The following is a 21,539-nucleotide window of genomic DNA, read 5'->3' as shown; positions in this document are numbered from 1 at the left end:
AAGCTCCGCCGGTAACTTGCGTGACTGCGCACGGTGCGGCCGAGCCAAAGCTGGCTACCAGGGCTGAGTGAACGGATTCGCGTTGCACAGCCGAAAGCGAATGGAAAACGTCATTGCTCATGACCGATGCTTACTATACGTGCCGCACCGGCGCAGCGATTTTTCTCGGGCGTTGAGACGAGAGATGGACCGCCCTGCTCATCCCCTGAAATTGCGCAACACGAAGCAGGCGCCCCCTGCACGGCGAATGCGGTTGCAGAGATCGTCGGCCGCCGGCCGCGTGTCCGCGCCGATTCGAACCTGATAAAACGTGCGGGTGCCCCGTGATCGCATCCTCGAGCTTAACAAGCTTGGATCCTGGTCGCCTATCACGCCACGCAATCCCTTGATCGCGCGCGCATACATCGCAAGCGCCTTGTTGCGGTCCCAGCCAGCCGCGAGCTGCACGCCCCACAATTTGGCTGCAGCAAACTTCACGCGCTGCTCCAGTTCGGTCACAAATGAATTGGGTGCCCGCTTCAACAAGGCCATCAGCTCGCGGCAACTCGCGCGCGGCGCCCGATCCAGCATTTTGCCCTTGTTGCCGGCAGCGGCCCAATCGTCGACCGATGTGCCGGTGATGGCGGACACATAGTTGCGGGTCTCCTGCGGCATCGGGCCTGAACCTGACAGCCATTCCTGCACTCGCCGCGGCCCAGCGTTGTAGGCCGCAGCGGCGAGCCCAAGATTGCCGAACTGGTTGCGCAGTTCGCTCAGGAACTCCGCCGATTTCGGAAGTGCCTGCACCGGATTGAAAGGATCGAGCAGCCGGCGCTCGCTGGCGGTTCCCGGCATGAATTGCGCGATGCCCTGGGCGCGCTGACCGTTTCGAGTGACGGGTCCCACCGCATCGGATTGAAAGCGGCTCTCCTGCCAGATCACGCGCGCGAAAAACTCGACCGGCAGATCGTTCGACCTCGCCGCCGACTCGATCATCAGGCACATTGCCTCGCGGGTGTCGCTCTCACGTCCCTGCGGCGGTACCGGCTGTTGCAAGGCGGGCTCTTCGACGCTCGGTCTCGCGATTTCAGTCTTGGCCGGAGCAGGATCGTCCGCCGCGGACGGCATCGGGATGAGCAAGATCACCGCAAGGCAAAGCGCAGTACGCCAATTGATAACCGCTTGCACCGCCATATTTCGTTCCGGGAGCACGCTGCTTGACACGTAGAGCCGGCCGTTTAGCTATCAAAGAATGAGGTGCCGCCTGCAGGAGCGCAAGACATGAGCACGCCAGTTGAAGACCGGTCTGGCATTGCGCCGGATGACGACGTCCCGATTCCCTACATGGAACGAACCCGCGAATATTACGCCGCAATCGGCTACACCACGCCATATCGCTGGGCACACTATGTTGATGCGCCGTTTCAGCCGATGATGAAGCCGCTAGCCGAGTCACGCGTGACGATTGTCACGACGGCGGCGCTGTTTGATCCTGCCAAGGGCGATCAGGGACCGGGCGCCAAATATAATGGCGGCGCAAAGTTCTACTCCGTGTATGACGGCGACACTTCAAAGACGCACGATGTTCGAATTTCGCATATTGCCTACGATCGCGTGCACACTTCGGCAGAGGACAGCGGAACCTGGTTTCCATTGCCACAACTGCAGCGGCTCGTGCGTGAACGGCGCATCGGCGCCATCGGACCGCGCTTCTTCGGGGCACCGACCAATCGCAGCCATCGCATCACCCTCGAAACCGATGCGCCTGAAATTCTTGCGCGCTGTCGGGAGGACGGAGTGGATGCCGCGGTACTGGTCCCGAACTGTCCGGTTTGTCACCAGACTGTCAGCCTGATCGCCCGGCATCTCGAGGCCAACGGCATTTCCACGGTTGTGATGGGCTGCGCCAAGGACATTGTGGAGCATGCCGCGGTGCCTCGGTTTTTATTCTCTGATTTTCCGCTTGGTAATTCGGCTGGCAAGCCGCACGACCAAGCCTCGCAAGCCCTTACTTTCGAGCTCGCGATGCGCGTGCTCGAATCGGCACCAAGCGCGCGGACCACGGTGCAGTCGCCGCTACGCTGGAGCGCGGATGCTTCCTGGAAACGGGATTACAACAACGTCGCGATGTTAAGTGCCGAGGAGTTGGCGCGCCGACGCCGGGAATTCGACGCGCAGAAACTGGTTGCGCGCGGATTGCGAGAGAGCGCGGCCTAAAGGCGGGTTTCGGGTATTTTCGAGGCCATGATCGATTTACGTTAATGGCGCATTTCGCTCGCCGGGACCTTTCACGCGTAAGCGGGCCGGGTAAGGTCGCCCGCATCTTCATCGGGAGACGACGGATGTTGGACCGACACCAGAGCGCGCCCGACAGGCTCATTCATGGGAGCGAGGCGGAGGATGGCAAGTCCAGCTTGACCCGCGAGCGCACGGTGCGCGACAGCTCCGAAAAAGACGTCCCGAGGGCGTTCCCAAGCGGGCGATCCCTTCTCACCAGAATGATGCTCTGGCGCGATCGTTTCGTTGACGCTGCGTTCAGCTCGGAACGTACATTCAAGCTGCCACCCTCGGATCTCGATCGGCGCCTGCGCAGGAGCGAGAAGAAAAAACGGCAGCTACAGCGCCGCATCAACCAGCTTCTAAGCGAAGGCTGAAGGCCTAACGGTCCAATCCTTCGCGGGTTACCAGCCCGGGCGCTTATCTCCCCGAAACGGTGCTTCCAGCATGCCACTCTGGCGGACCAAAAAAGCCGGCGATCTTTCGAGCGCCGGCTTCTGAATTTGGTCTTTCTGAGCGGGTTACACCTTGACCAGCGGACCGCGTGACGCCGGTCCCTTCGAACCGCCACCGCCGGGACCGCTCGGTTTCGGCTTGCGCGGCACCGTCCGTTTGCGCGCACCCGGCAGTTTTTCAGGCTTGGGCGTTACCGGCCCTTCGACGAATTCAAAGCCGACCTTTTGCGTCCCGGGTTCGGAAGCCGACTCGTCGGCCACCAGCACCACGCGAACGTGACCGCCGCCCTTCAGTTTCCCGAACAGCACCTCGTCCGCCAACGGCTTCTTGATGTGCTCCTGGATGACGCGAGACATCGGCCGGGCACCCATCTGCTCATCATAGCCGTGCTGGACCAGCCAAGCCTTGGCCGGGTCCGAAAGCTCGATCGTCACGTCACGATCGGCAAGCTGGGCTTCGAGCTGCAGCACGAACTTTTCGACCACCATGCCGATCACCTCGGTATTGAGATGAGCGAATGAGACAATGGCGTCGAGCCGGTTCCGGAATTCGGGCGCGAACTGCCGGTTGATCGCCTCGTGATCGTCCCCTTCCCGCTTGTTGCGCGTGAAGCCGAATGCTTGCCGCGCCAGATCGGCGGCGCCGGCATTGGTGGTCATAATCAGAATCACATTCCGGAAGTTCACCTGCTTGCCATTGTGGTCGGTGAGGCGGCCGTGGTCCATGATCTGCAGCAGCACGTTGTAGAGATCAGGATGCGCCTTCTCGATCTCATCGAGCAATACCACGCAGTGCGGGTGCTGGTCGACACCGTCGGTCAGCAGCCCACCCTGGTCGAATCCGACATAACCAGGAGGCGCACCGATCAGCCGCGACACGGTGTGCCGTTCCATATACTCCGACATGTCGAAGCGGATCAGTTCAACGCCGAGCGATGCCGCCAATTGCTTGGCAACCTCGGTTTTGCCGACGCCGGTCGGACCCGAGAACAGATAGCTGCCGATCGGTTTTTCCGGCTCCCGCAAGCCGGCGCGCGCCAGCTTGATCGAGGCAGCAAGCGCATCGATCGCCTTATCCTGGCCAAACACAACGCGTTTCAGCGTTTGTTCAAGGTGCTTGAGCACCTCGGCGTCATCTTTCGACACGCTCTTTGGCGGGATCCGCGCCATCGTTGCGATCGTGGTCTCGATTTCCTTGATACCGATCGTCTTCTTGCGCTTGTTCTCTGACAGCAGCATCTGTGCCGCGCCGGACTCATCGATGACGTCGATGGCCTTGTCCGGCAGCTTGCGGTCGTGAATGTAACGTGACGACAGTTGAACAGCAGCCTCGATCGCCTCGTTGGTATATTTCAGGCGATGATAGTCCTCGAAGTAGGGCTTGAGGCCTTTGAGGATCGCAATTGCATCGTCGACGGTCGGCTCGTTGATGTCGATTTTCTGGAACCGGCGAACAAGCGCGCGGTCCTTTTCGAAGTGCTGACGATATTCTTTATAGGTCGTCGACCCCATGCAGCGGATCGTGCCCGACGCCAACGCCGGTTTGAGCAGGTTGGACGCGTCCATCGCTCCGCCGGAAGTCGCGCCGGCTCCGATCACCGTGTGGATTTCATCGATGAACAGGATGGCATTCGGATGCGCCTCAAGCTCCTTGAGAACCTGTTTCAAGCGCTCCTCGAAATCGCCGCGATACCGGGTGCCCGCGAGCAAGGTTCCCATGTCAAGCGAGAACACGGTAGCCGCGGACAGCACTTCAGGCACTTCGCTATCGACAATGCGTTTGGCCAGCCCTTCCGCGATGGCGGTCTTGCCAACGCCAGCCTCGCCGACGAACAGCGGATTGTTCTTTTGTCGACGGCAGAGCACCTGGATGGCGCGGTTGATCTCGGAATTGCGTCCGATCACAGGATCGATTTTGCCGTCACGCGCTTTCTTGTTGAGATTGACGCAGTAGGTCTCGAGCGCCTCACCCTTCTTCTTGGTATCCTCGTTGCCCTTGGTCTCGGTTTCTTCGTCGACGCCTCGCACCGGGCGCGCTTCGGAAACGCCGGGCCGCTTGGCGATGCCGTGACTGATGTAGTTGACCGCGTCATAGCGGGTCATGTCCTGCTCCTGCAGGAAATAAGCCGCATGGCTTTCGCGTTCGGCGAAAATCGCGATCAGAACATTCGCGCCAGTGACCTCTTCCCGGCCGGATGACTGAACATGAATGACCGCGCGCTGAATCACGCGTTGAAATCCCGCGGTCGGCTTGGCGTCATCGGCCCCGTCCGTCACCAGGTTTTCAAACTCGGTCTCAAGATAGTTGACGAGGCTGGCGCGCAGCTTGTCGAGATCGACGCTGCAGGCCCGCATGACCGCTGCCGCATCGGAGTCATCCACCAGCGACAGCAGGAGGTGCTCCAACGTCGCGTATTGGTGGTGACGCTCGTTTGCAATCGCCAGCGCACGGTGCAGAGATTGTTCAAGGCTTTGGGAAAAAGTCGGCATTCGGTCCTCTGTGGCCCCCCGCCATCATGATCGTCGTTGCCCGGTCAGGCAACAACAACCTTCTTCATATAGTTACATAAGATCACTGCGTAAGATCGGTTCCCCCGAGTCGTTAACCGTCGGCTAGCGAGCCTCCATCCAGAAGGCCGGGGTAACCCGCCCAAAGAAAGGCGTACGCTTGACTGATCGAGGGAATTTCTGACCCAAAAACCCGCGTCGGTTCGGCGGCCGTCGCGGCAAATTATTTTTTTTCCATCACGCATTGCAGCGGATGCTGGTGTTTCCGAGCGAAATCCATCACCTGCGTGACCTTGGTCTCAGCGATCTCGTAAGTGAAGACTCCGCACTCCCCGATTCCGTGATGATGCACGTGCAGCATAATCTTGGTGGCCGCCTCGACATCCTTGTGGAAAAACTTCTCAAGCACGTGAACGACGAATTCCATGGGCGTGTAGTCATCGTTCAAAATCAACACGCGATAAAGATTGGGGCGCTTGGTCTTGGGCTTGACCTTGGCGATGACGGAAGTGGCCGGACCGCCATTGCCGCCGCTACGGTTCTCATCATTGCCCATTCGGGAAGCGGATGCGGACGCGAGGGCGGGCGGCGCGGAGAGCTTAAATCTGGAATTTAATCGCAACATGGCACAGGCGTTCGAAATCCCCTGGAAATCGGACAGTGACCGGGCGACGTCTCCTGGACCGCGTCTCAGGTCTCAGACACGCTTCCAGATCATCGCTCCCGGCAGGTCCAACCGCAAGAAACAGCAATATGGGTTAGCCTTCGGCTCGCCGCAAGCGCGCACATATTGGTCAAATGCGACTTGCGTTTGGCCGAGCCGGCGCGGTGATCCTGTCAAGAATAATCAATCTGGTCCGATTTGACAAAACAAGATCGCGAACCGCAGTCGCACAGCGATTCTGCAAGCTGCGCAGGCAGAATGGTTCACTTTTTTCGATAGATCAGGAAAGTTTGCTAGAGCACTTAGCCTTGAGCCGCAGCATCGCCCAATCGGCGCGGAACAAGCTCGTTGGAGTTATCCAGAGAACAATCGCCAGGACTGAATCGCAAAAAAAGCCCGGCGTAACTGCCGGGCTTCGCTTCAATGCAGGTTGGTCTGTTCAGGCGGCCGCGGCCGGGGTGATCTTCGCAATCAGGCCTTCCAAAGGCTTATACGTCTGCTTAGCGAGATCGGTGTAGAGCCCGGCGATCTTCTGGGAATCCGCTACGAAGGTTTCATAAGCCGATTTCGCGAATTCGGTCTGTGCCTCAATCGCCTTGTCCAGCGACTTCGCTCCCGAAAGCTTCTCGACGAAGGACCTGGTCTCTTCGAACGATTTCTTGGTGTAGTCACCGTAGGCAGTGGCGATTGCCTGAAGGTTGCTTTGAACAGAGGTCGCCGACGCAACGACGGTTTCCAGATGTTCTTTGCCGTACTGCTGAATATCCTCAAGTTTAATCATCATGGGTGTCCTTCCGAGACTGTATGCATCTGATCTGCCGGACCGCGGCCTAATAAATCGGCATATAGTGCAGTGCACAACAAACGTCAAGGTGATTTGTGCGCCGCACAAGGGGAATATCGGCGGTGAATACTGGCTCGCGGCGCAAGGGTTCGTTAACGTTATGGAAACTCACGCCGCCTAACCTGATTCCCAACGCTCGTTTGGAATTGGACGAGCAGCAAAAAACATTCGCGTACAGTCTGTTAGCTAGGATACAGACCCCGAACGCCCTCGAGCGGAAAAACACGCCCGCTGGGTTGCGCGTTCGAGCAGGGAAACATCCCAGCGGCTGGGCATAATTTGGCCTCACGAACCGGTGATCAAGACAGAAATTGGGACAGGGAAGTTTATGCTTCGCACAACGTTGGCTTCCTCGCGTGCTTTGCGGGTTTGCGTTTTCGGACTGGTCACGATCAGCACAGCAGTCATTTTCACAAGCGACAGAGCGGAAGCGCGGCGTTCACGGCATCACCAGCATGCCCGCCATCAGGAAGCGCGCGAGAGCTATAGCCCGGGATTCTCCTCGATCATCGTCGACGGCAATTCGGGCGCCACGCTTTCCGCCAACAATCCCGACGCAAGCCGTCATCCTGCTTCCCTCACCAAGATCATGACGCTCTATTTGCTGTTCGAGCGGCTCGATGCCGGTGCGATCAAACTCGACAGCGAAATGAGCGTCTCCGAACGCGCTTCAGAGCAGGCGCCCACCAAACTCGGTCTGCGCCCGGGACAAACCATCCGGGTAGAAGACGCGATCAAGGGACTGGTCACGCGTTCGGCGAATGACGCCGCTGTTGTGATCGCTGAAGCCATCGCCGGCGACGAGGCAGAGTTCGCCAGGCTGATGACCCGCAAGGCGCGCTCGCTCGGCATGACACGTACGATTTATCGCAACGCCTCGGGCCTGCCGAACGATGAACAGATCACGACGGCGCGCGATCAATCCACGCTGGGCCGCGCGATCCAGGACCGCTTTCCGCGCTACTATCGCTATTTTTCGACGACGGCCTTCAACTATCATGGCCAGTCGATCCGCAACCATAACCACCTCTTGGGAAAGGTCGAAGGCGTCGACGGAATCAAGACCGGTTACACTCGCTCGTCCGGCTTCAATCTCGTAACTTCCATGCGCCGCGGCAATCGGCATCTGATCGGGGTTGTGATGGGCGGGCGTAGCAGTGGCTCGCGCGACGCCACCATGCGCAATCTGCTCGCGGAAAACCTGGAAAAAGCCGCCACCAGGCGCACCGTTGCCGCGATCACCGAACGCAATCCGTTGGACGCGAACGTCGAGGTGGCGCAAGCAGAAGCGGACCCAGTTCCAGCGGCTGGAGAGCAGAACGCCATCGACCTTTCGGCTGCTGCCAGGCCGTCCGCTGCGGTCACTACCCGTGCTCCCTCGCCCACTGCCAAATCCATCTTTGCCCAAGCGGCCGCCGCCGTGCCGCAACCGAAAGCCGAGCCCGCGCCGTTGACGAATGGCGTCATCCAAACTCAGGCGTTGGCCGCAATTCCAGGTTCGTCCGAACCGATGAAACCGGTTCGCGTGAAGACCGTTCAGGTCAAGGCGGGCCAAATGAAGCTCGCATCGGCCACGGGGTCGCCGGGCACCACCAATGCAATTCCCGCGGCCCAACCGGCACTGCCGGAAACATCAAACTCTGTCGTGGCCAGGGCTGAAACCAGCCGGGTTGAAGTCGCCAAGCCTGATTTCGCAAATACTGAAATGCCGCCGCAGCCACCCAATCATGGAACGGGCAACGGCATACTTGGTGTGCTTCCGGCATCGAGCTTCCCATCCTCCTCCACCGCCTCGCAAGCGATGGCCTATGCCGACCCGGCTTCGGCCGCCCATCCTCAACCGGTTCAGCAAAACAGCCCGACCAAACCGGTAGCAGCAGCCCACAGCGGCTGGATCATCCAAGTGGGCGCTCTGGAGACGGAAACGGAAGCCCAGCAGCGGATCTCTGCGGCTCGCAACCAGGCCCGCGGCCTGTTGGCGAGAGCGGATCCGTTTACCGAGCCGGTGATCGCCAAAGGCGATCGCAAGCTATACCGGGCTCGTTTCGCCGGGCTTGATCGCGATCAGGCCGAAGCTGTGTGCCGGACGCTGAAGCGGTCCGATATCTCCTGCATTACCCTTCGCAACTGATCAGTTTTCCAGCGAACTAAAAGGCCGCCGCCTCCATGGCCGGATCGGTTGGCATGACCGGCTGAAACAGCCGGCGATCTTTGTGCTGCAAACTTATCGTCAAGAATTTGCAGCTAATACTGACGAGATCAGGATCGACCACGCCTGACGACAGGGCCGTATAGGCATGTCGATCGCAAAAGAGATTTTAGAAGCAGCATTGGGTTCGTGGCGTTTAGTGGCGTAGTGCGGAGTTACTTTTTATGCGTGCGAAGCAAAGTATCCTTAGCCTCGTTTACACGGGCGGCGAGGTACGTCGACCCCCCTTGGTCGGGATGCAATTTCTTCATGAGCGCGCGGTGAGCCCGGCCGATGTCGTCACGCCCCGCCCCCGGCTCCAGGCCAAGGATCTGATAGGCCTCCTCGTCCGTCATTTTGCCGCCCGTCGCCGCGCGGCTCTGCCACCCTGCCGTATTTCCTTGCGCGTTCTGACGCCAGGCGGGAAACCTGCGGTCCAGATAGCTTTCAAGTAACGACACGCTTTCGGCATCGAACCCCGATATCATCGAGGTCAGTTGGGTGAGGTCGAATTCCTCCAACGCGTGACCCGCATAAGCTCCGGCTACGATCTGGCCGCGGAGTTCGCCGCTGTCGTGGTCGAGCGTCATGTCGAGAAACTGCGAGCGCACCCGAGAGGTCTGTCCGGGCGAGCGTCGCCCGCCTCCGAACAATCCGCCGAAACTGCCGAACCCAGATGTGCCAAACGGGGTCCACCCGAGCAGGCCCGCGCCGAAAATGCCGATCGGTATAGCGACCGCGAGTTCGCCCTTCACGCCGGTAAACGCGGCGACTGCCAGCGCCACGACCCCACCACCGATCTTGATACCACGCGCAAGCACGACAGGATTGGCCGCACGAAACATCTGCAGCAGGGAGTAAAGAAGAATTACGGCGACGACGCCGGCGATCAGCGTAGGCATGGAATCAATATAGTCCTATGGGCCGCAAAAAGCAGGCGCGCCTAGCCTAGCGGAGGGCTGGAGAAAGCCGAGATCACTTCATCTGACCGAGTAGCTTTGCGGCCCCACTGCCCGTTTTGGATAAGCGAAACAGCGCCTCGCGTCCGCCGGCGGCATAGGCGGCTGCGGCGCGCAGCAACTCGCGCAATTGGGCCGCTGCCCCCGGATCGAACCTGCACCACGCGCCTCCCGTCAGCCGCGCGATCTCGCGAAAGGCCTGCTCGGCAACCGGATCATGGCCTTCCTGAAACATAAATGCGGGCACTTTGAGCAACCCCAACTCGCCGGCCTTGGCGCAGAGGTGGTCGACGTTTTCCTCCATCGCGTCCCCGACGAAGACAATAGCGCGCACGGCAGAGGCGACTGCTTCGCGTCGCGCCTCCGACAACACCTTGCCAATCTGGGTATTGCCGCCACGGCAGTCGATTTTGGCCATCAGCTTGGCAAGTTGCGCGCTGTCGGAAATCCATCCCGTCGCGCGGCACTCATTGAGTCCGCGATAATAGACAAGGCGGATATCAAGGCTGCCGAGCGCCGCCGCTTCGCGAAACATGTCGGCCTGCAGGGCGCAGGCCATATCCCATGTCGGCTGCCGGCTCATGGTGGCGTCAAGTGCAAATACGAGGCGACCCCGCGCACCCGCCGCATGCGGCGACATCGCACGCGCCTTTGCGACAAAGGCTGCGATATCCTCGGAGGCCGATGGCTTGGCTTCCGGCAATGAGCCTCGCCTGCCCGGCGCACCGTTTTGGGCGGAGGACACCTCGGCTCCGGATTTCGGTTTGGTCGGTTCGGCGGACATCAGCGCTCGCAGCTTGCAGCAAGCAATATGTGGGCTGCCTGGGCGGTCCGGTCAATCGACGGAGAGGCAGTCGGCGGGCGCCAGCTTGGGGCGGCCGCTCGAAGGCGGGATCAGTTCTGAAGTGGAGCGGCCGGTGTGACCGGTACGAACGGCGCCACCGGGCCGGCATCGGTCATCAAAGGCGGAGGCGACTGGGGCGGAACGGGTCTCAACGAACTGTCGTCCTCGAGGAATTTGTCGACCATTCCTTGGATCGATTCTTTCGCCTCCTCAGGACCGGTATCGCGCATATCGTTATGTTGGAATGTGGTGCGAACGACCGTAATCCCCGCCTTCTCACATTCTTCCTCGGCGGGAATAACACCGGGATCTGTTTTGAACACGGGATCCTTGGAGCGGAACGAGAGGATCTTGAACCTGCCGTCCGTCATGAACGGAACACGCAGATTGTCGAGGGTCACGACTTTTTTGACGAGTTCGGGGTGCAGCTTGGCGAAGTACATCGAAATGTCGGCGCCCGCGGAATGCCCGACCAATGTCAGATGATCATAGTCCGCGTTTGGCTGAACCTTCTTCATTTCCTCTACGGCGAAGCGGATGTTCGCAACTCCCCGCAGGTACTGCGGTTGCCGACCGACATAGAGTTCCCCGACTTTCGTGACCATCGGTGGATCCGTAGGCAGGTCGTGCTGGATGCTGACGACAATGTACCCTCGGGCGGCAAAAACGTTTGCGAGGAAAGAGTACTCGGTGAATTTGACGGTGTTGCCGTGATTAAGAATGGCCGCCGGCAACTTGATCAGGCCGGCATCGGCCTGCATCTCCTTATCACGACGTACGGCGATATCGACGGCAACCGGACGATTGCCACGGCTCTCGTCATAGAACGTCAGGGTCTCGTGCCTGATCGCCCACTTGCTCACAGTGAAATAGCCAACGGTGGCCAGCGCTAAAAGCGAAACCAGAATGGTAATCCCGCGCTTCATGCACACCCTCGACGCACCAATCCAGGAGGCCTGCCCAACACTGGATCCTGCGGATGCTTGTGCTCAATATATGTCACAGGCACGTGACGTGAAGCTTAAATGTTGTGAATTGTCCGCCTGATTATTGTGCGCTGCAGTAAGACAACACGCGCTGTCAGACCGTTGGACAGTCTGGCCTCTGCAAGCCGCGCCAGCTCTTTAAGCCCCTATAATGTCGTGAATTTCGAGCGGCTTGTCGACTTGGGTGAACCATTCGGCCCGATTGGCGGCACGTCGGCGGCCGCGCTCATCAAGCGGCAATTTCAATTGGCGGAGCAGGCTTGTGACCTCTTCCCGGGCGGTGACGTGGCCGAGATTGGGACGCGTGCCGAGCGTGGTTTCATCGATATCGTCCAGCGCCGTAAGCCCGCGTGGAAAAAACTCGCGATAAACCACGCGTTCGGCGAACCCGTCGATTGAGCGGAAGCCTAATCGAAATGACAAATCCCTGAGACTGTCGGCTACGAGTTGCTTGTTACGCGAGCCCAGCATTGAAAGGCGGTTGCGGACAACGATCCAATCGGTGGAGGCACCGTCGAGTTGGCGACGTTTGCGCCGGGTGTCGCGCACCATTTCCGCATAGTGGCTCTCTCCAGTCACGGAATACGTCGCCGGGTCGACGGTACCGAGCACGTCGAAATCCAGGAAGCTGTCGTTGATCGGCGTCACCAGGGTATCGGCCATCGAGTGCGCCAGACGCATCAGGTAGCTGTCCGACCCCGGCGTATCGATCACGATGAAATCGAAGGTGTGTTCGACCGCGCTGACCGCATCCACGAACTGCTGGAACTCGGATGATTCGTTGTCGGCGATCTGCATGGTCTCGCCGAGCTTGATGCAACAATGCACGGGAATTTCAAGATTGAGGCCGGTGCGCCGCGCCCAGGCGTCGCGGTTGTTGATGTAACGGCTGAAACTTTGCTGCCGGCAGTCGAGGTCGATGGTTGCGACCCGCTGACCTGCTTTCATCAAGGCGACCGCGATGTGCAAAGCGGTGGTGGATTTACCCGAGCCGCCCTTCTCATTCCCCAGGACAACTACGTGGGCGGAGCCTGATTGGCCCCGACTCATTTGCAGCATCATGTTTCGACCCCTGAGATATCTTCAAAGCACGCGCGACCGCGGTCAAGTGAAATGCGCAAGTGCGTCTTTAAATCGCTAATGATCTGTCCTAATCGTGAATCGTGTGCACGCGTCGACACTGTTTGCGTCTCGACGTTCGACAAATGTCATCGTCCACGTCGGCCGCACTTCAGACGCGTTCTGTTGGATTGGCAGGGGCGTATCAGGATTGGTAAGGTCTCTTCTCCGGCATCAGTTTTGGGGCCAACCGCTCCCAACCCAGCCCAGAGATCGTAATCGGAATGTCCCGAACTCCCCTGATCGTCCGCACGATCCCTGCATTGCGTCGCGCCCTCCACGGCATCACTAAAAACAATGACACGACGGCGTTGGTGCCGACGATGGGAGCACTCCACGAGGGCCATCTGTCGCTGGTCCGGCTCGCGAAACGCCGCGCTCCAAAGGTGATCGTCTCGATCTTTGTAAATCCAGCCCAGTTTGCGCCCTCGGAGGATTTCGATTCCTATCCGCGTACCTGGAAAGCCGATATCGCCCGGCTCGCGGCCGAGAACGTCGACCTAGTCTGGCACCCCGACGTCAAAACGATGTATCCGGATGGCTTTGCGACCACGATCCTGACCGAAGGTCCGGCCAACGTCGGGCTTGAGGACCGCTTTCGGCCGCACTTTTTTCGCGGCGTGACCACGGTGGTCGGCAAATTGTTCACTCAGTGCCGGCCGAACTTTGCGATCTTCGGTGAAAAGGACTTCCAGCAATTGCGGGTGATAACACAGATGGCGCGCGATCTCGACCTCGGGGTCAAGGTCGTCGGCTCGCGCACCGTGCGCGACCGCGACGGTCTCGCGATGTCTTCGCGAAACGTTTATCTCTCACCGGAGGAACGCCGCGCCGCGCCCGAACTGTATCGGGCAATTAAGGAGACCGCCCGGCGCTTACGCGAAGGCGAGCCGATTGAAGCCGCGCTGGCGGGCGGCGCCGAAATTCTCAAGATCGCCGGTTTCACCGTGGATTACTTCGAGGTCCGTCACGGCGAAACGCTCGCGCCGATTGCTTCGCTGAAGGATGGCCCAATGAGGGTCCTGGTCGCAGCCAAAATCGGAGAAACCCGGCTCATCGATAATTTAGCGGTTTAGCCATAAACGTATCCAGCCGATCAGGCGTAGCCGCGAGTGGAGAGCTCCGTCAAAGCAGACCAAGGTCGCGCAGTTCGCGCCGCATCGGCTCAGGCATCGCTGCGACGCTTGCGGCGGCGGCTTTCCCAAGGTCCGGCGGGGCAGCATCTTCGGTGAAATAGCGCCAGCCCTGGAACGGCCGCATTGGGCGGGGCGCCACCGCAATCACTTTCGGCTTCATCACCACACGGCATCGTCCGATACCGTCGCGGTCTCGGAACGGTTCAATCGCGATGATTTTTTCGCGGGCGGCGATTTCCCCGCGGATTACCCAGTACAGGGAACCGCCGGCAAGCAGTTCGTCGGTACGTTTCGGAGTCATCCGGGTGATATGAATGTGGTGGAGCGGCAGCCCTCTTTTTTTTGCCGTTTGCATGCGCTCCGCCACCCAGAGCTTGAGCTCCTTCACAGAGTCGCAGCCGACGGCAAGCTTGACGAGATGAACTGGCATGGTCCGAGGTTAGAGCATGATCCCGAAACTGGAAACCGGCTTTGCTTTAGTTTACCCGAGCCGTTGAATGCAAACGATGCTCAAGCAAGAACGGCTTCTACAGCCCGTAAAATCATTGATCATTCGAAGCTTCGGGCGCCGGCGCTGCGGGCGGGGGCGTTAGCTGAACCGGCGCCGGCGTATGCTGTGGCGGGGATGCCGCATGCTTCGGCGCGGCCGGCTTTTTGGCTGCCGCGACGGCCGGAGCAGCCGACGCAGCCGGACGCGCTGCCGGAGACGGCGCGCTCGGCGGCGGAGTTGATGATCCACCCTGGCGCGGCGGGGCGGCAGACGTTGATGGGCTCGGCTCCGGGGTCATGATGCTGACCGGCGGCGTCGAGGCTGCAGAGGGAAATTCGGCATTAGTGGGTTTGCCGGTTGGCATCGACGATGAAAGCATGCCGACCGACCCAGTGGCTCCGATGGGCGCGGAGTTCCATGACGGCGCGTAACGGGCGATCAAGCCATCGTAGACCCCATCCGCCATGTTCGTGGCGATCTGCTGATGATCCGTCAGCACCCGGAAAACTGCGCAGTCTGATGGTGAACAGTGCTCGCGCGTGACCAGCACCTGCGCCATCAGGCCATAGCGGTCGCGCTCCACCGAACGCCTCAGCATTTCCAGTTCCGGCGTCATCCTCAGATTTGCCGCGGCGACCTCGCCGAGCGCAGTCAATCTGGTGATCTGTGATGCCGCATAGGACAGCGCCGCCGCCGTATTCTCGGCCGAGCCGAACAATGTCCTCTCACAGGCGGCCATAACAATATCGCCCGCGAGATCATCGATGCACGACAATGCGGGGAGCGCCGTGCTGGTCCGCTGCACGGCTGGCACCATCCCGGCGGACAAACCTGGCTGGGCTGGAGTAAATCCGCGAATGGTCTCGGCAGCAGCCATTCCGAGCGCCAACAGCGTGATTGCTGTCAGCGCCACATTGGCAATGGATCTTTCGGCACGGAAAAGCGTGATCAGCACGCAGACGCCGAAAAATCCCGTCACGGCCAACGTCAGCCACATCGGGAAAATCGGCGAGCGCCAAAGTTGATCGAGCGATGCGGCCCAAGCCCAGTTCATGCGCGATATCCCCCAACGCAGCATAGAACGCATTCACTCAAAGTGAATGCCGAATCGTCGCGCCCTGTTTGCAGCGAATGATTCTGAGACCTTCTAGGGGTGGGCGAGCGGAACCCGCTCACTGCGGCGTGATCTCAGGAGACGTCTAGCTGGCTTTCCTTGGCGACCCGCTCAAAGGCCTCGGTTGAGCTTTTGATCCGGTATTGGCAGTCATCGCCATCGGTCGGAAGCAAACGAATGACTTCATACGTCCCGCTCGCGGCCGGACGAGCCACGTTGCTGGCGGTGAAATAGACAGTCTCACCAACGTTGTACTTATGCTTCAACGCCTTCTCCATCACGCAAAACGCCAGCCCGACCCCCCATCGCGCTGCAACGCATACTGAAAATTTGAAGCAATTCTATAGCACAGGCCCGATTTCATTGACCAGTTACATCAGGGCATAGCAAATACGCTGATTTTGCAGCTTTTTCAGTATTATACCGGCCTTTGAAGCATTCCAGGCAGGTGTCGGGCTCCCAACCCGCGGAACCGCTCTGCCGGCCCCGGCTACGCCGTATGGGGCAGCTTGCCCTCTGGACTGGCTTGATCGACGGCCGCGGGCAATTGCTGCGCCAGGACCTTCGCGAGCTGATCGACAGGGATATTGAAACGGGCGGCTAATTGCTTGACGGTGTCGCTGCCAAGCACCTGCTGCAATTGCTCCGTCGTGATCGGCAGGTTCTGACCGTTTCCAATCCAGGATTTGACCTGATCGCCGAAGCCCGCCTGCTGCAGCTTCGCGACAATCGCGCTCAGCCCGCCCTGTTTCCCGCTACCGAGCACTTCGCTCAGGACAACCGGAAGGACAGCCGCCTCAAGCTGGCCGAGTGCCCCCTTGAACGCGGGTGAATTTTCCAGTGAATCGAGAATGCCCATGGCAAATCCTTTCGCGGAGTGTGCTGGCTTCGGATTCACTCTGCTTTCAGACGTCGGTCAAGGCTCGATTGCATCACCCTTTTGCTACTGGGTCGCCTCGATTTCGAACTTCTCGATGATGATGGTTTCGGCGAGCGCCAGGCGCGTCCATTCTTGAAAGGCCGGCAAGGCCATCATGGTCTCCATGTAGGCCTGCACCTCGGGTCGCGCGGCAATTGCATAGGTTCGAAACCGATGCACCACCGGGGCGAACATGGCGTCCGCCGCTCCAAAGTCGCCGAACAGGAAGGGTCCAAGTTTTGAATAGCGCTCGCGACACTCGGTCCAGATATCCTGGACGCGCGCGATATTGGCGCGGGCCTCGTCCGATAACTTAATCGCGCGAACCGGCCGGTGGATGTTCATGCCGCATTCGGAGCGCAGCGCCGGGAAGCCCGAATGCATTTCCGCTGAAATCGAACGCGCATGCGCCCGTCGGGCGCGGTCCTCCGGCCATAGCCCGGCTTGTGGAAATCGTTCGGCCACGTATTCGATGATCGCAAGCGAATCCCAGACCGTGATGTCTCCATCAACAAGCGCGGGCACCTTTCCGGAAGGCGTAAAGGCGAGAATCCGGTTTTTGTCCTCCTCACCCGTATAGAGCGGGATGAAGACTTCGTCGAAATCAATGTTCTTCGCGCGTAGCGCCACCCAAGCCCGCATCGACCAGGACGAGTAGTTCTTATTTCCGATCACAAGCTTCAACTTCATTCGAGTTGTCCTTCCTTGATTTACCCTCCCGTGCCCGGGAGCAGGCATTCAAGTTGCGCAGCATGCCCGTTGCCGCGACGGTTGGCGCGTGGCAGCATTCATAGCAAGGGGGCAAGATGGCTGCATATTGGGTCGACATCCTCGCGGTCAGTTTCTTTGTGCTGGAATGGGCCGTGTATGCCGTCACGCTGGAGCACACGGCCTACGGACGTGGCAGTCTTTCGGCCCGCATGCACGCGTATCGCGAGATCTGGATCCGGCACCTGCTCGATCGCGAGGCCCGCATGGTAGACATGCAGGTGATGGCCTCCCTGCAAAACGGCACCGCCTTCTTTGCCTCCACCAGCCTGCTCGCGGTCGGCGGCGCTCTGGCCTTGTTGCGATCAACCAACGAAGCATTGGCCGTTTTTACGGCCCTGCCGATCCATATCACCCCCTCCCCGGCACTTTGGGAAATCAAATGCGTCGGATTGGTGCTGATATTCATTTATGCGTTCTTCAAATTTGCCTGGTCATACCGTTTGTTCAATTATGTCGCGATTTTGCTTGGAGCGATGCCGCCCGCTCGAGACCGCGACACGCCGGAGGCAGAAGCCCACGTGATCCGAACCACAAGAGTGTTCGAGGCGGCTGGCAGACACTTCAATCGAGGGCAGCGCGCGTTCTTTTTTGCGTTGGGCTATCTCGGCTGGTTTGTAAGCCCCTGGGTATTATTCATCTCTACAGCGGCTGTTGTGATTGTCACCTGGCGGAGGCAGTTCGCCTCAAGCGCGTGGCGCGCAATGGCGAGCTAGGTCGCGCACCAGGCCAGGCCAAGAGCGTAGCGCCCTTAATCCCATTTCGGAGCGAAACCAAAATCTGTCAGCCGGCCTTTCGGGCTTGCCAGAGCTGAAACGTGCTGCATCTCGAGTTCGGACAAGGTGAAGTCGAATACGTCGATATTTTCCGAGAGCCGTTCTATCCGCGAGGTTCGGGGTATCGCAGCCACATTCTGTTGCACCAACCAACGCAGGCAAACCTGGGCGGGAGTCTTTCCATGGGTCTTGCCGATGCGCGCGAGGGTCTCATCGTTCTTAACCCGACCTTTGGCCACCGGGCTATAGGCCACCAAGGCCATGCCGTGCCGGGCGCACGCCTGCTTGACCCGGGTCTGATCGAGATAGGGATGATATTCGACCTGGTCACAAACCAGAGGCTCCGGGCAGCCAGCTACTGCCTCCTCGATCAACGCGACGGTGAAGTTCGAGACGCCGATATGGCGCGCCAGGCCGGCTTTCTTGACCCGCGCCAGCGCGCCTAGCGTTTCCCTGAGCGGCACCTGCGGATTTGGCCAGTGCAGCAGCAGTAAATCGATTTCCGAAAGGCGGAGCTTTGTCAGGCTCTCTTTGGTGGATCGCTCCAGATCGTTTGGCGCAAAATGGGTGGTCCAGACTTTGGTTGTGACAAACAGTTGTTCGCGTTTCACCCTCGAGGAACGCAGGCCTTCGCCGACCTCGCGTTCGTTCTCGTAAATCTGGGCGGTGTCGATATGGCGATAGCCAAGTTTGAGCGCCTGCTCGACCAGCCGGGCGCAGGTCCGTCCGCGCAGCTCCCAGGTTCCCAACCCGATTGCCGGAATTCTGGCGCCATTGGCTTCGACAAACTGCATTTTGCGATATCCGGATCTTGAGACCTATTATGGCCTTCCGGACTCGGGGTGCCAACCGAGGCGACGAGCACCAAGCGTATTCTTGTGAAGCTGGTTTTTAGAGTGAGCTTCTGGCCAAAGCCTGAAAAACCGTCTCGGGGGCGTGCGCAATGACGGCAAGCAACGCCCGGGCCGGCCCGCGCGGCATGCGCTTGCCCTGTTCCCAGTTGCGGATGGTTTCGACCGGCACGCCAAGCCGCTCGGCGAATTCCTGCTGGGTCAGGCGCGCGCGACGGCGGAGATCGCGCACCCCTGGCGAACTCGTGGTCTCCTCCAGTGTGGCGGCCGCCGAGGCTGGCTGAGCCACCGCCGGAACAAGAGGAAATTCCTGACCGTCGCGCAATTCGACGATCCGTCCGTCAGCCTTCAGTCGCAAGCGCTGCATCTGCCACTCCGCTGAGAAGTGTCGGCGATGCGCGTTAAGGTTCGCTTAACGATAAATTCGCGGCGAGACGGATCGACGCGAGCCAGTACCCGCTTGCGCCCAAGTACTCATTTCAACCCGAACCACAGCGTCGCGATGCCGAGAAACGAGAAGAACCCGACGACGTCGGTAATCGTCGTGACGAAAGTACCTGATGCTACCGCCGGGTCGGCGCGCACCCGATCCAGCACCATTGGAATCAGAATGCCGCCCAACGCGCCGGCCACGAGATTGCAGATGATCGCCAGTCCGATCACCACACCGAGGCCGGGGATCTTGAACCAGAGTACCGCGGCCACCCCCGTTATGATGGCAAATGCGAGGCCGTTGACAAGCCCGACAAGGCTCTCCCGAATGACCACTCGAAATGCATTATTGGAGCCGAGCTCTCGCGTTGCGAGGGCGCGTACGGCAACCGTCATGGTTTGGGTCGCAGCATTGCCGCCCTGACTGGCGACAATCGGGGCGAGTACAGCCAGCGCGACCATTTTTTCCAATTGCCCCTCGAAGAGACCAAGCACCGAGGAAGCGAGAAAGGCGGTGGCAAGGTTGACGAGGAGCCAGTTGAAGCGGCCCTTGGCGATGGTCAGGACGGTATCCGACAGTTGTTCATCGCTGGTGACGCCGCCGAGCGCCTTTAGGTCTTCGTCAGCCTCCTCTTCGATCACGTCGACGACGTCATCGATGGTAATGACGCCCACCAGCCGGTCCTGGGTGTCGACGACGGGAGCGGCGACCAGGTTGTATTTACCGAACAGGCGCGCGACCTCTTCCTGGTCCGCAAGCGCGGAGACCCGTCGGCGATCTTCATCAACCAGCTCGGCAAGAGGCACGGCGCGGCGCGCACGCAACAACACATCGAGCGACACCGCGCCCTGCCAGTGCCGAGAGCTATCGACCACGTAGATTTCATAAAACCGCTCGGGCAAGTCCGGCGTCTCACGCATGTAGTCGATCGCCTGCCCGACGGTCCAGTCCGGCGGCACGGAGACGAACTCGGTCTGCATTCGCCGCCCAGCCGAATTCTCCGGATAAAGCAGGCTCCGCTCAAGCGCGGCGCGCGCCGATTGCGGCAGCTTTTCGAGAATTTGCTCCTTGTCCTCGTCATCGAGGCCCTCGAGCAACTCGACCGCGTCGTCGGATGCCAGATCGCGAACGCCCTCTGCCACCGTCTCCGGTTCGAGCTCCTCGAGAATTTCCTCGCGCACGGAGTCGTCGAGTTCATTCAGCGCCGAGAAGTCGAAATCCGTTCCAGTCATCTCGACAAGCTTGACGCGGTCGTCAGGATCGAGCGCGCCAATCAAATCGCCGAGGTCGGCCTCATGAAGTTCCGCAACAACCGCGCGGAGGAACGGCGTATCGGGCAGGTGGATCGCACGCGAGATTTCCTGCACGAATTCGCGGCGAATTTCGCCATCTTCGTCGCGCATGGGTAGGCGGTCGAGCACCGAAACGGCGGATTCGGCAACGTCGAGATGTTCGGCCATGCCATGCCTCGCCAGTTTGACAGGATTGCTCAACTCGTCTGAGTTGCAGGTTGACGCATTAGCCAATGAGCAACACCAAACGCAATGACAAATATCGTCGCAATACCAGCTCGGAAATCCATCAAGGTGCTGGCAGCTACGCTTGTCGCCTTAATGGCGTGGAGCGCCGGAGTTCGTGCGTCGGAGTGTCGAGCGCCGGGAGCGCTCGGCACCTCACGCGTGCTTCGCGTCGATGTGGCTGCCACCCCGCGGGTGGGCTTGAAACAGTTTACGCAAACCCTGCCGCTTGGGGACCACGAGGTGGTGCTGACATTCGATGATGGTCCATGGCCCCAAACCACGCCGAGAGTGCTGACAGCACTAGCGCTTGAATGTGTCCGCGCCACGTTCTTTCTGATCGGCAAGTCCGCGTCCGAACACCCGGAGCTGGTCCGCAGGATTGCGGTCGAGGGCCACACCGTGGGCCATCACACATGGAGCCACCGAAGCCTGATGCGGATACCCCCAGGCCAGGCTGCCGACGAAATCGATCGCGGCATATCGGCCGTCGAGACGGCGCTTTACGGGCGCTCCGCCAAGGTCCCCAGCACGCCCTTTTTTCGGTTTCCCGGCTTCGAGGCGACTCGGGCCCTTCTGGATAATTTGCAATCGCGCGGCATCGTGGTATTCGGCGCCGACCTTTGGGCCAGCGACTGGAATCCAATGACCCCGGCGCAAGAGTTGAAGCTGATCACCGATCGGCTGAAAAGCGCCGGCAGAGGAATCATCC

Annotated in this window: 22 protein-coding genes; 6 read left to right on the top strand and 16 right to left on the bottom strand. The window is 59.9% G+C overall.

Annotated elements, in window-relative coordinates; translation table 11 throughout:
- Positions 1–198: 198 nt before the first annotated feature.
- A complete protein-coding gene (locus tag VJV58_RS14710) occupies positions 199–1,107 on the bottom strand; it encodes a lytic transglycosylase domain-containing protein (protein WP_324138096.1) in 909 nt (302 codons plus the stop codon).
- A gap of 153 nt (positions 1,108–1,260) precedes the next feature.
- Between VJV58_RS14710 and VJV58_RS14705 the strand changes: the two genes are divergently transcribed.
- Together VJV58_RS14705 and VJV58_RS14700 are read left to right on the top strand one after the other, a co-directional pair.
- Entirely contained in the window at positions 1,261–2,196 is a 936-nt protein-coding gene (locus tag VJV58_RS14705) for a glycine/sarcosine/betaine reductase selenoprotein B family protein (RefSeq protein ID WP_324138093.1), read from the top strand.
- Between the two features lie 125 nt (positions 2,197–2,321).
- Positions 2,322–2,633, top strand: a complete 312-nt coding sequence (locus VJV58_RS14700) for a hypothetical protein (protein WP_324138092.1) — start codon at positions 2,322–2,324, stop codon at positions 2,631–2,633.
- Positions 2,634–2,777: 144 nt separating this feature from the next.
- Here the strand turns inward: VJV58_RS14700 and clpA are convergent, their stop codons facing one another.
- The 3 genes from clpA to VJV58_RS14685 all read right to left on the bottom strand — a co-directional run bounded on the left by clpA (position 2,778) and on the right by VJV58_RS14685 (position 6,664).
- Entirely contained in the window at positions 2,778–5,201 is a 2,424-nt protein-coding gene (clpA, locus tag VJV58_RS14695) for an ATP-dependent Clp protease ATP-binding subunit ClpA (protein WP_324138091.1), read from the bottom strand.
- A gap of 241 nt (positions 5,202–5,442) precedes the next feature.
- A complete protein-coding gene (gene clpS / locus VJV58_RS14690) occupies positions 5,443–5,775 on the bottom strand; it encodes an ATP-dependent Clp protease adapter ClpS (RefSeq protein WP_324138089.1) in 333 nt (110 codons plus the stop codon).
- A gap of 547 nt (positions 5,776–6,322) precedes the next feature.
- The gene (locus VJV58_RS14685) at positions 6,323–6,664 is read right to left on the bottom strand and encodes a phasin family protein (protein ID WP_324138095.1); all 342 of its coding nucleotides are present in this window, start codon (positions 6,662–6,664) and stop codon (positions 6,323–6,325) included.
- A gap of 391 nt (positions 6,665–7,055) precedes the next feature.
- Here VJV58_RS14685 and VJV58_RS14680 point away from each other — a divergent pair, with 391 nt between their 5' ends.
- On the top strand, positions 7,056–8,858 hold the full coding sequence (locus tag VJV58_RS14680) for a serine hydrolase (protein ID WP_324138088.1): 1,803 nt from the start codon (positions 7,056–7,058) through the stop codon (positions 8,856–8,858).
- Between the two features lie 233 nt (positions 8,859–9,091).
- On the opposite strand, the gene VJV58_RS14675 is transcribed toward VJV58_RS14680, so the two are convergent.
- From VJV58_RS14675 to VJV58_RS14660, 4 genes are all read right to left on the bottom strand, one after another.
- Positions 9,092–9,817, bottom strand: a complete 726-nt coding sequence (locus VJV58_RS14675) for a DnaJ domain-containing protein (protein ID WP_324138087.1) — start codon at positions 9,815–9,817, stop codon at positions 9,092–9,094.
- 73 nt (positions 9,818–9,890) lie between these two features.
- Positions 9,891–10,658 carry a VWA domain-containing protein gene (locus VJV58_RS14670; protein WP_324138086.1) on the bottom strand — a complete coding sequence of 256 codons (768 nt, stop codon included), beginning with the start codon at positions 10,656–10,658 and terminating at the stop codon, positions 9,891–9,893.
- 110 nt (positions 10,659–10,768) lie between these two features.
- A complete protein-coding gene (locus VJV58_RS14665; protein ID WP_324138085.1) occupies positions 10,769–11,644 on the bottom strand; it encodes an alpha/beta fold hydrolase in 876 nt (291 codons plus the stop codon).
- A 198-nt stretch (positions 11,645–11,842) separates the two neighbouring features.
- Positions 11,843–12,766: a division plane positioning ATPase MipZ gene (locus tag VJV58_RS14660; protein WP_324138084.1), complete on the bottom strand. Its 924-nt coding sequence runs from the start codon at positions 12,764–12,766 to the stop codon at positions 11,843–11,845.
- Between the two features lie 281 nt (positions 12,767–13,047).
- On the opposite strand from VJV58_RS14660, the gene panC reads away from it, so the two are divergent.
- Complete coding sequence (panC, locus tag VJV58_RS14655) at positions 13,048–13,899, top strand: pantoate--beta-alanine ligase (protein WP_324138083.1); 852 nt, start codon at positions 13,048–13,050, stop codon at positions 13,897–13,899.
- A 49-nt stretch (positions 13,900–13,948) separates the two neighbouring features.
- Here the strand turns inward: panC and VJV58_RS14650 are convergent, their stop codons facing one another.
- From VJV58_RS14650 to VJV58_RS14630, 5 genes are all read right to left on the bottom strand, one after another.
- The gene (locus tag VJV58_RS14650) at positions 13,949–14,389 is read right to left on the bottom strand and encodes a DUF1489 domain-containing protein (RefSeq protein WP_324138082.1); all 441 of its coding nucleotides are present in this window, start codon (positions 14,387–14,389) and stop codon (positions 13,949–13,951) included.
- A 112-nt stretch (positions 14,390–14,501) separates the two neighbouring features.
- The gene (locus VJV58_RS14645) at positions 14,502–15,503 is read right to left on the bottom strand and encodes a hypothetical protein (RefSeq protein WP_324138081.1); all 1,002 of its coding nucleotides are present in this window, start codon (positions 15,501–15,503) and stop codon (positions 14,502–14,504) included.
- 134 nt (positions 15,504–15,637) lie between these two features.
- Positions 15,638–15,841 carry a hypothetical protein gene (locus VJV58_RS14640; protein ID WP_324138094.1) on the bottom strand — a complete coding sequence of 68 codons (204 nt, stop codon included), beginning with the start codon at positions 15,839–15,841 and terminating at the stop codon, positions 15,638–15,640.
- A 212-nt stretch (positions 15,842–16,053) separates the two neighbouring features.
- Entirely contained in the window at positions 16,054–16,461 is a 408-nt protein-coding gene (locus tag VJV58_RS14635) for a YidB family protein (protein WP_414641496.1), read from the bottom strand.
- A gap of 45 nt (positions 16,462–16,506) precedes the next feature.
- Complete coding sequence (locus tag VJV58_RS14630; protein WP_324138079.1) at positions 16,507–17,172, bottom strand: glutathione S-transferase family protein; 666 nt, start codon at positions 17,170–17,172, stop codon at positions 16,507–16,509.
- A gap of 116 nt (positions 17,173–17,288) precedes the next feature.
- On the opposite strand from VJV58_RS14630, the gene VJV58_RS14625 reads away from it, so the two are divergent.
- A complete protein-coding gene (locus tag VJV58_RS14625; RefSeq protein WP_324138078.1) occupies positions 17,289–17,966 on the top strand; it encodes a DUF599 domain-containing protein in 678 nt (225 codons plus the stop codon).
- A gap of 35 nt (positions 17,967–18,001) precedes the next feature.
- Here VJV58_RS14625 and VJV58_RS14620 read toward each other — a convergent pair whose 3' ends face one another.
- From VJV58_RS14620 to mgtE, 3 genes are all read right to left on the bottom strand, one after another.
- Positions 18,002–18,820: an aldo/keto reductase gene (locus tag VJV58_RS14620; RefSeq protein ID WP_324138077.1), complete on the bottom strand. Its 819-nt coding sequence runs from the start codon at positions 18,818–18,820 to the stop codon at positions 18,002–18,004.
- A gap of 97 nt (positions 18,821–18,917) precedes the next feature.
- On the bottom strand, positions 18,918–19,244 hold the full coding sequence (locus VJV58_RS14615) for a helix-turn-helix domain-containing protein (protein WP_324138076.1): 327 nt from the start codon (positions 19,242–19,244) through the stop codon (positions 18,918–18,920).
- Positions 19,245–19,351: 107 nt separating this feature from the next.
- Positions 19,352–20,770, bottom strand: coding sequence for a magnesium transporter (gene mgtE / locus VJV58_RS14610; protein ID WP_324138075.1), 1,419 nt, complete (start codon positions 20,768–20,770; stop codon positions 19,352–19,354).
- Positions 20,771–20,923: 153 nt separating this feature from the next.
- Between mgtE and VJV58_RS14605 the strand changes: the two genes are divergently transcribed.
- Positions 20,924–21,539 (top strand): polysaccharide deacetylase family protein (locus VJV58_RS14605; protein WP_414641497.1); only part of this gene is annotated, 616 nt, incomplete at its 3' end.

It is taken from the genome of Bradyrhizobium sp. (genome assembly GCF_035273305.1).
GTDB lineage: Bacteria > Pseudomonadota > Alphaproteobacteria > Rhizobiales > Xanthobacteraceae > Bradyrhizobium.
This window is presented reverse-complemented; position numbering and strand designations above follow the sequence as displayed.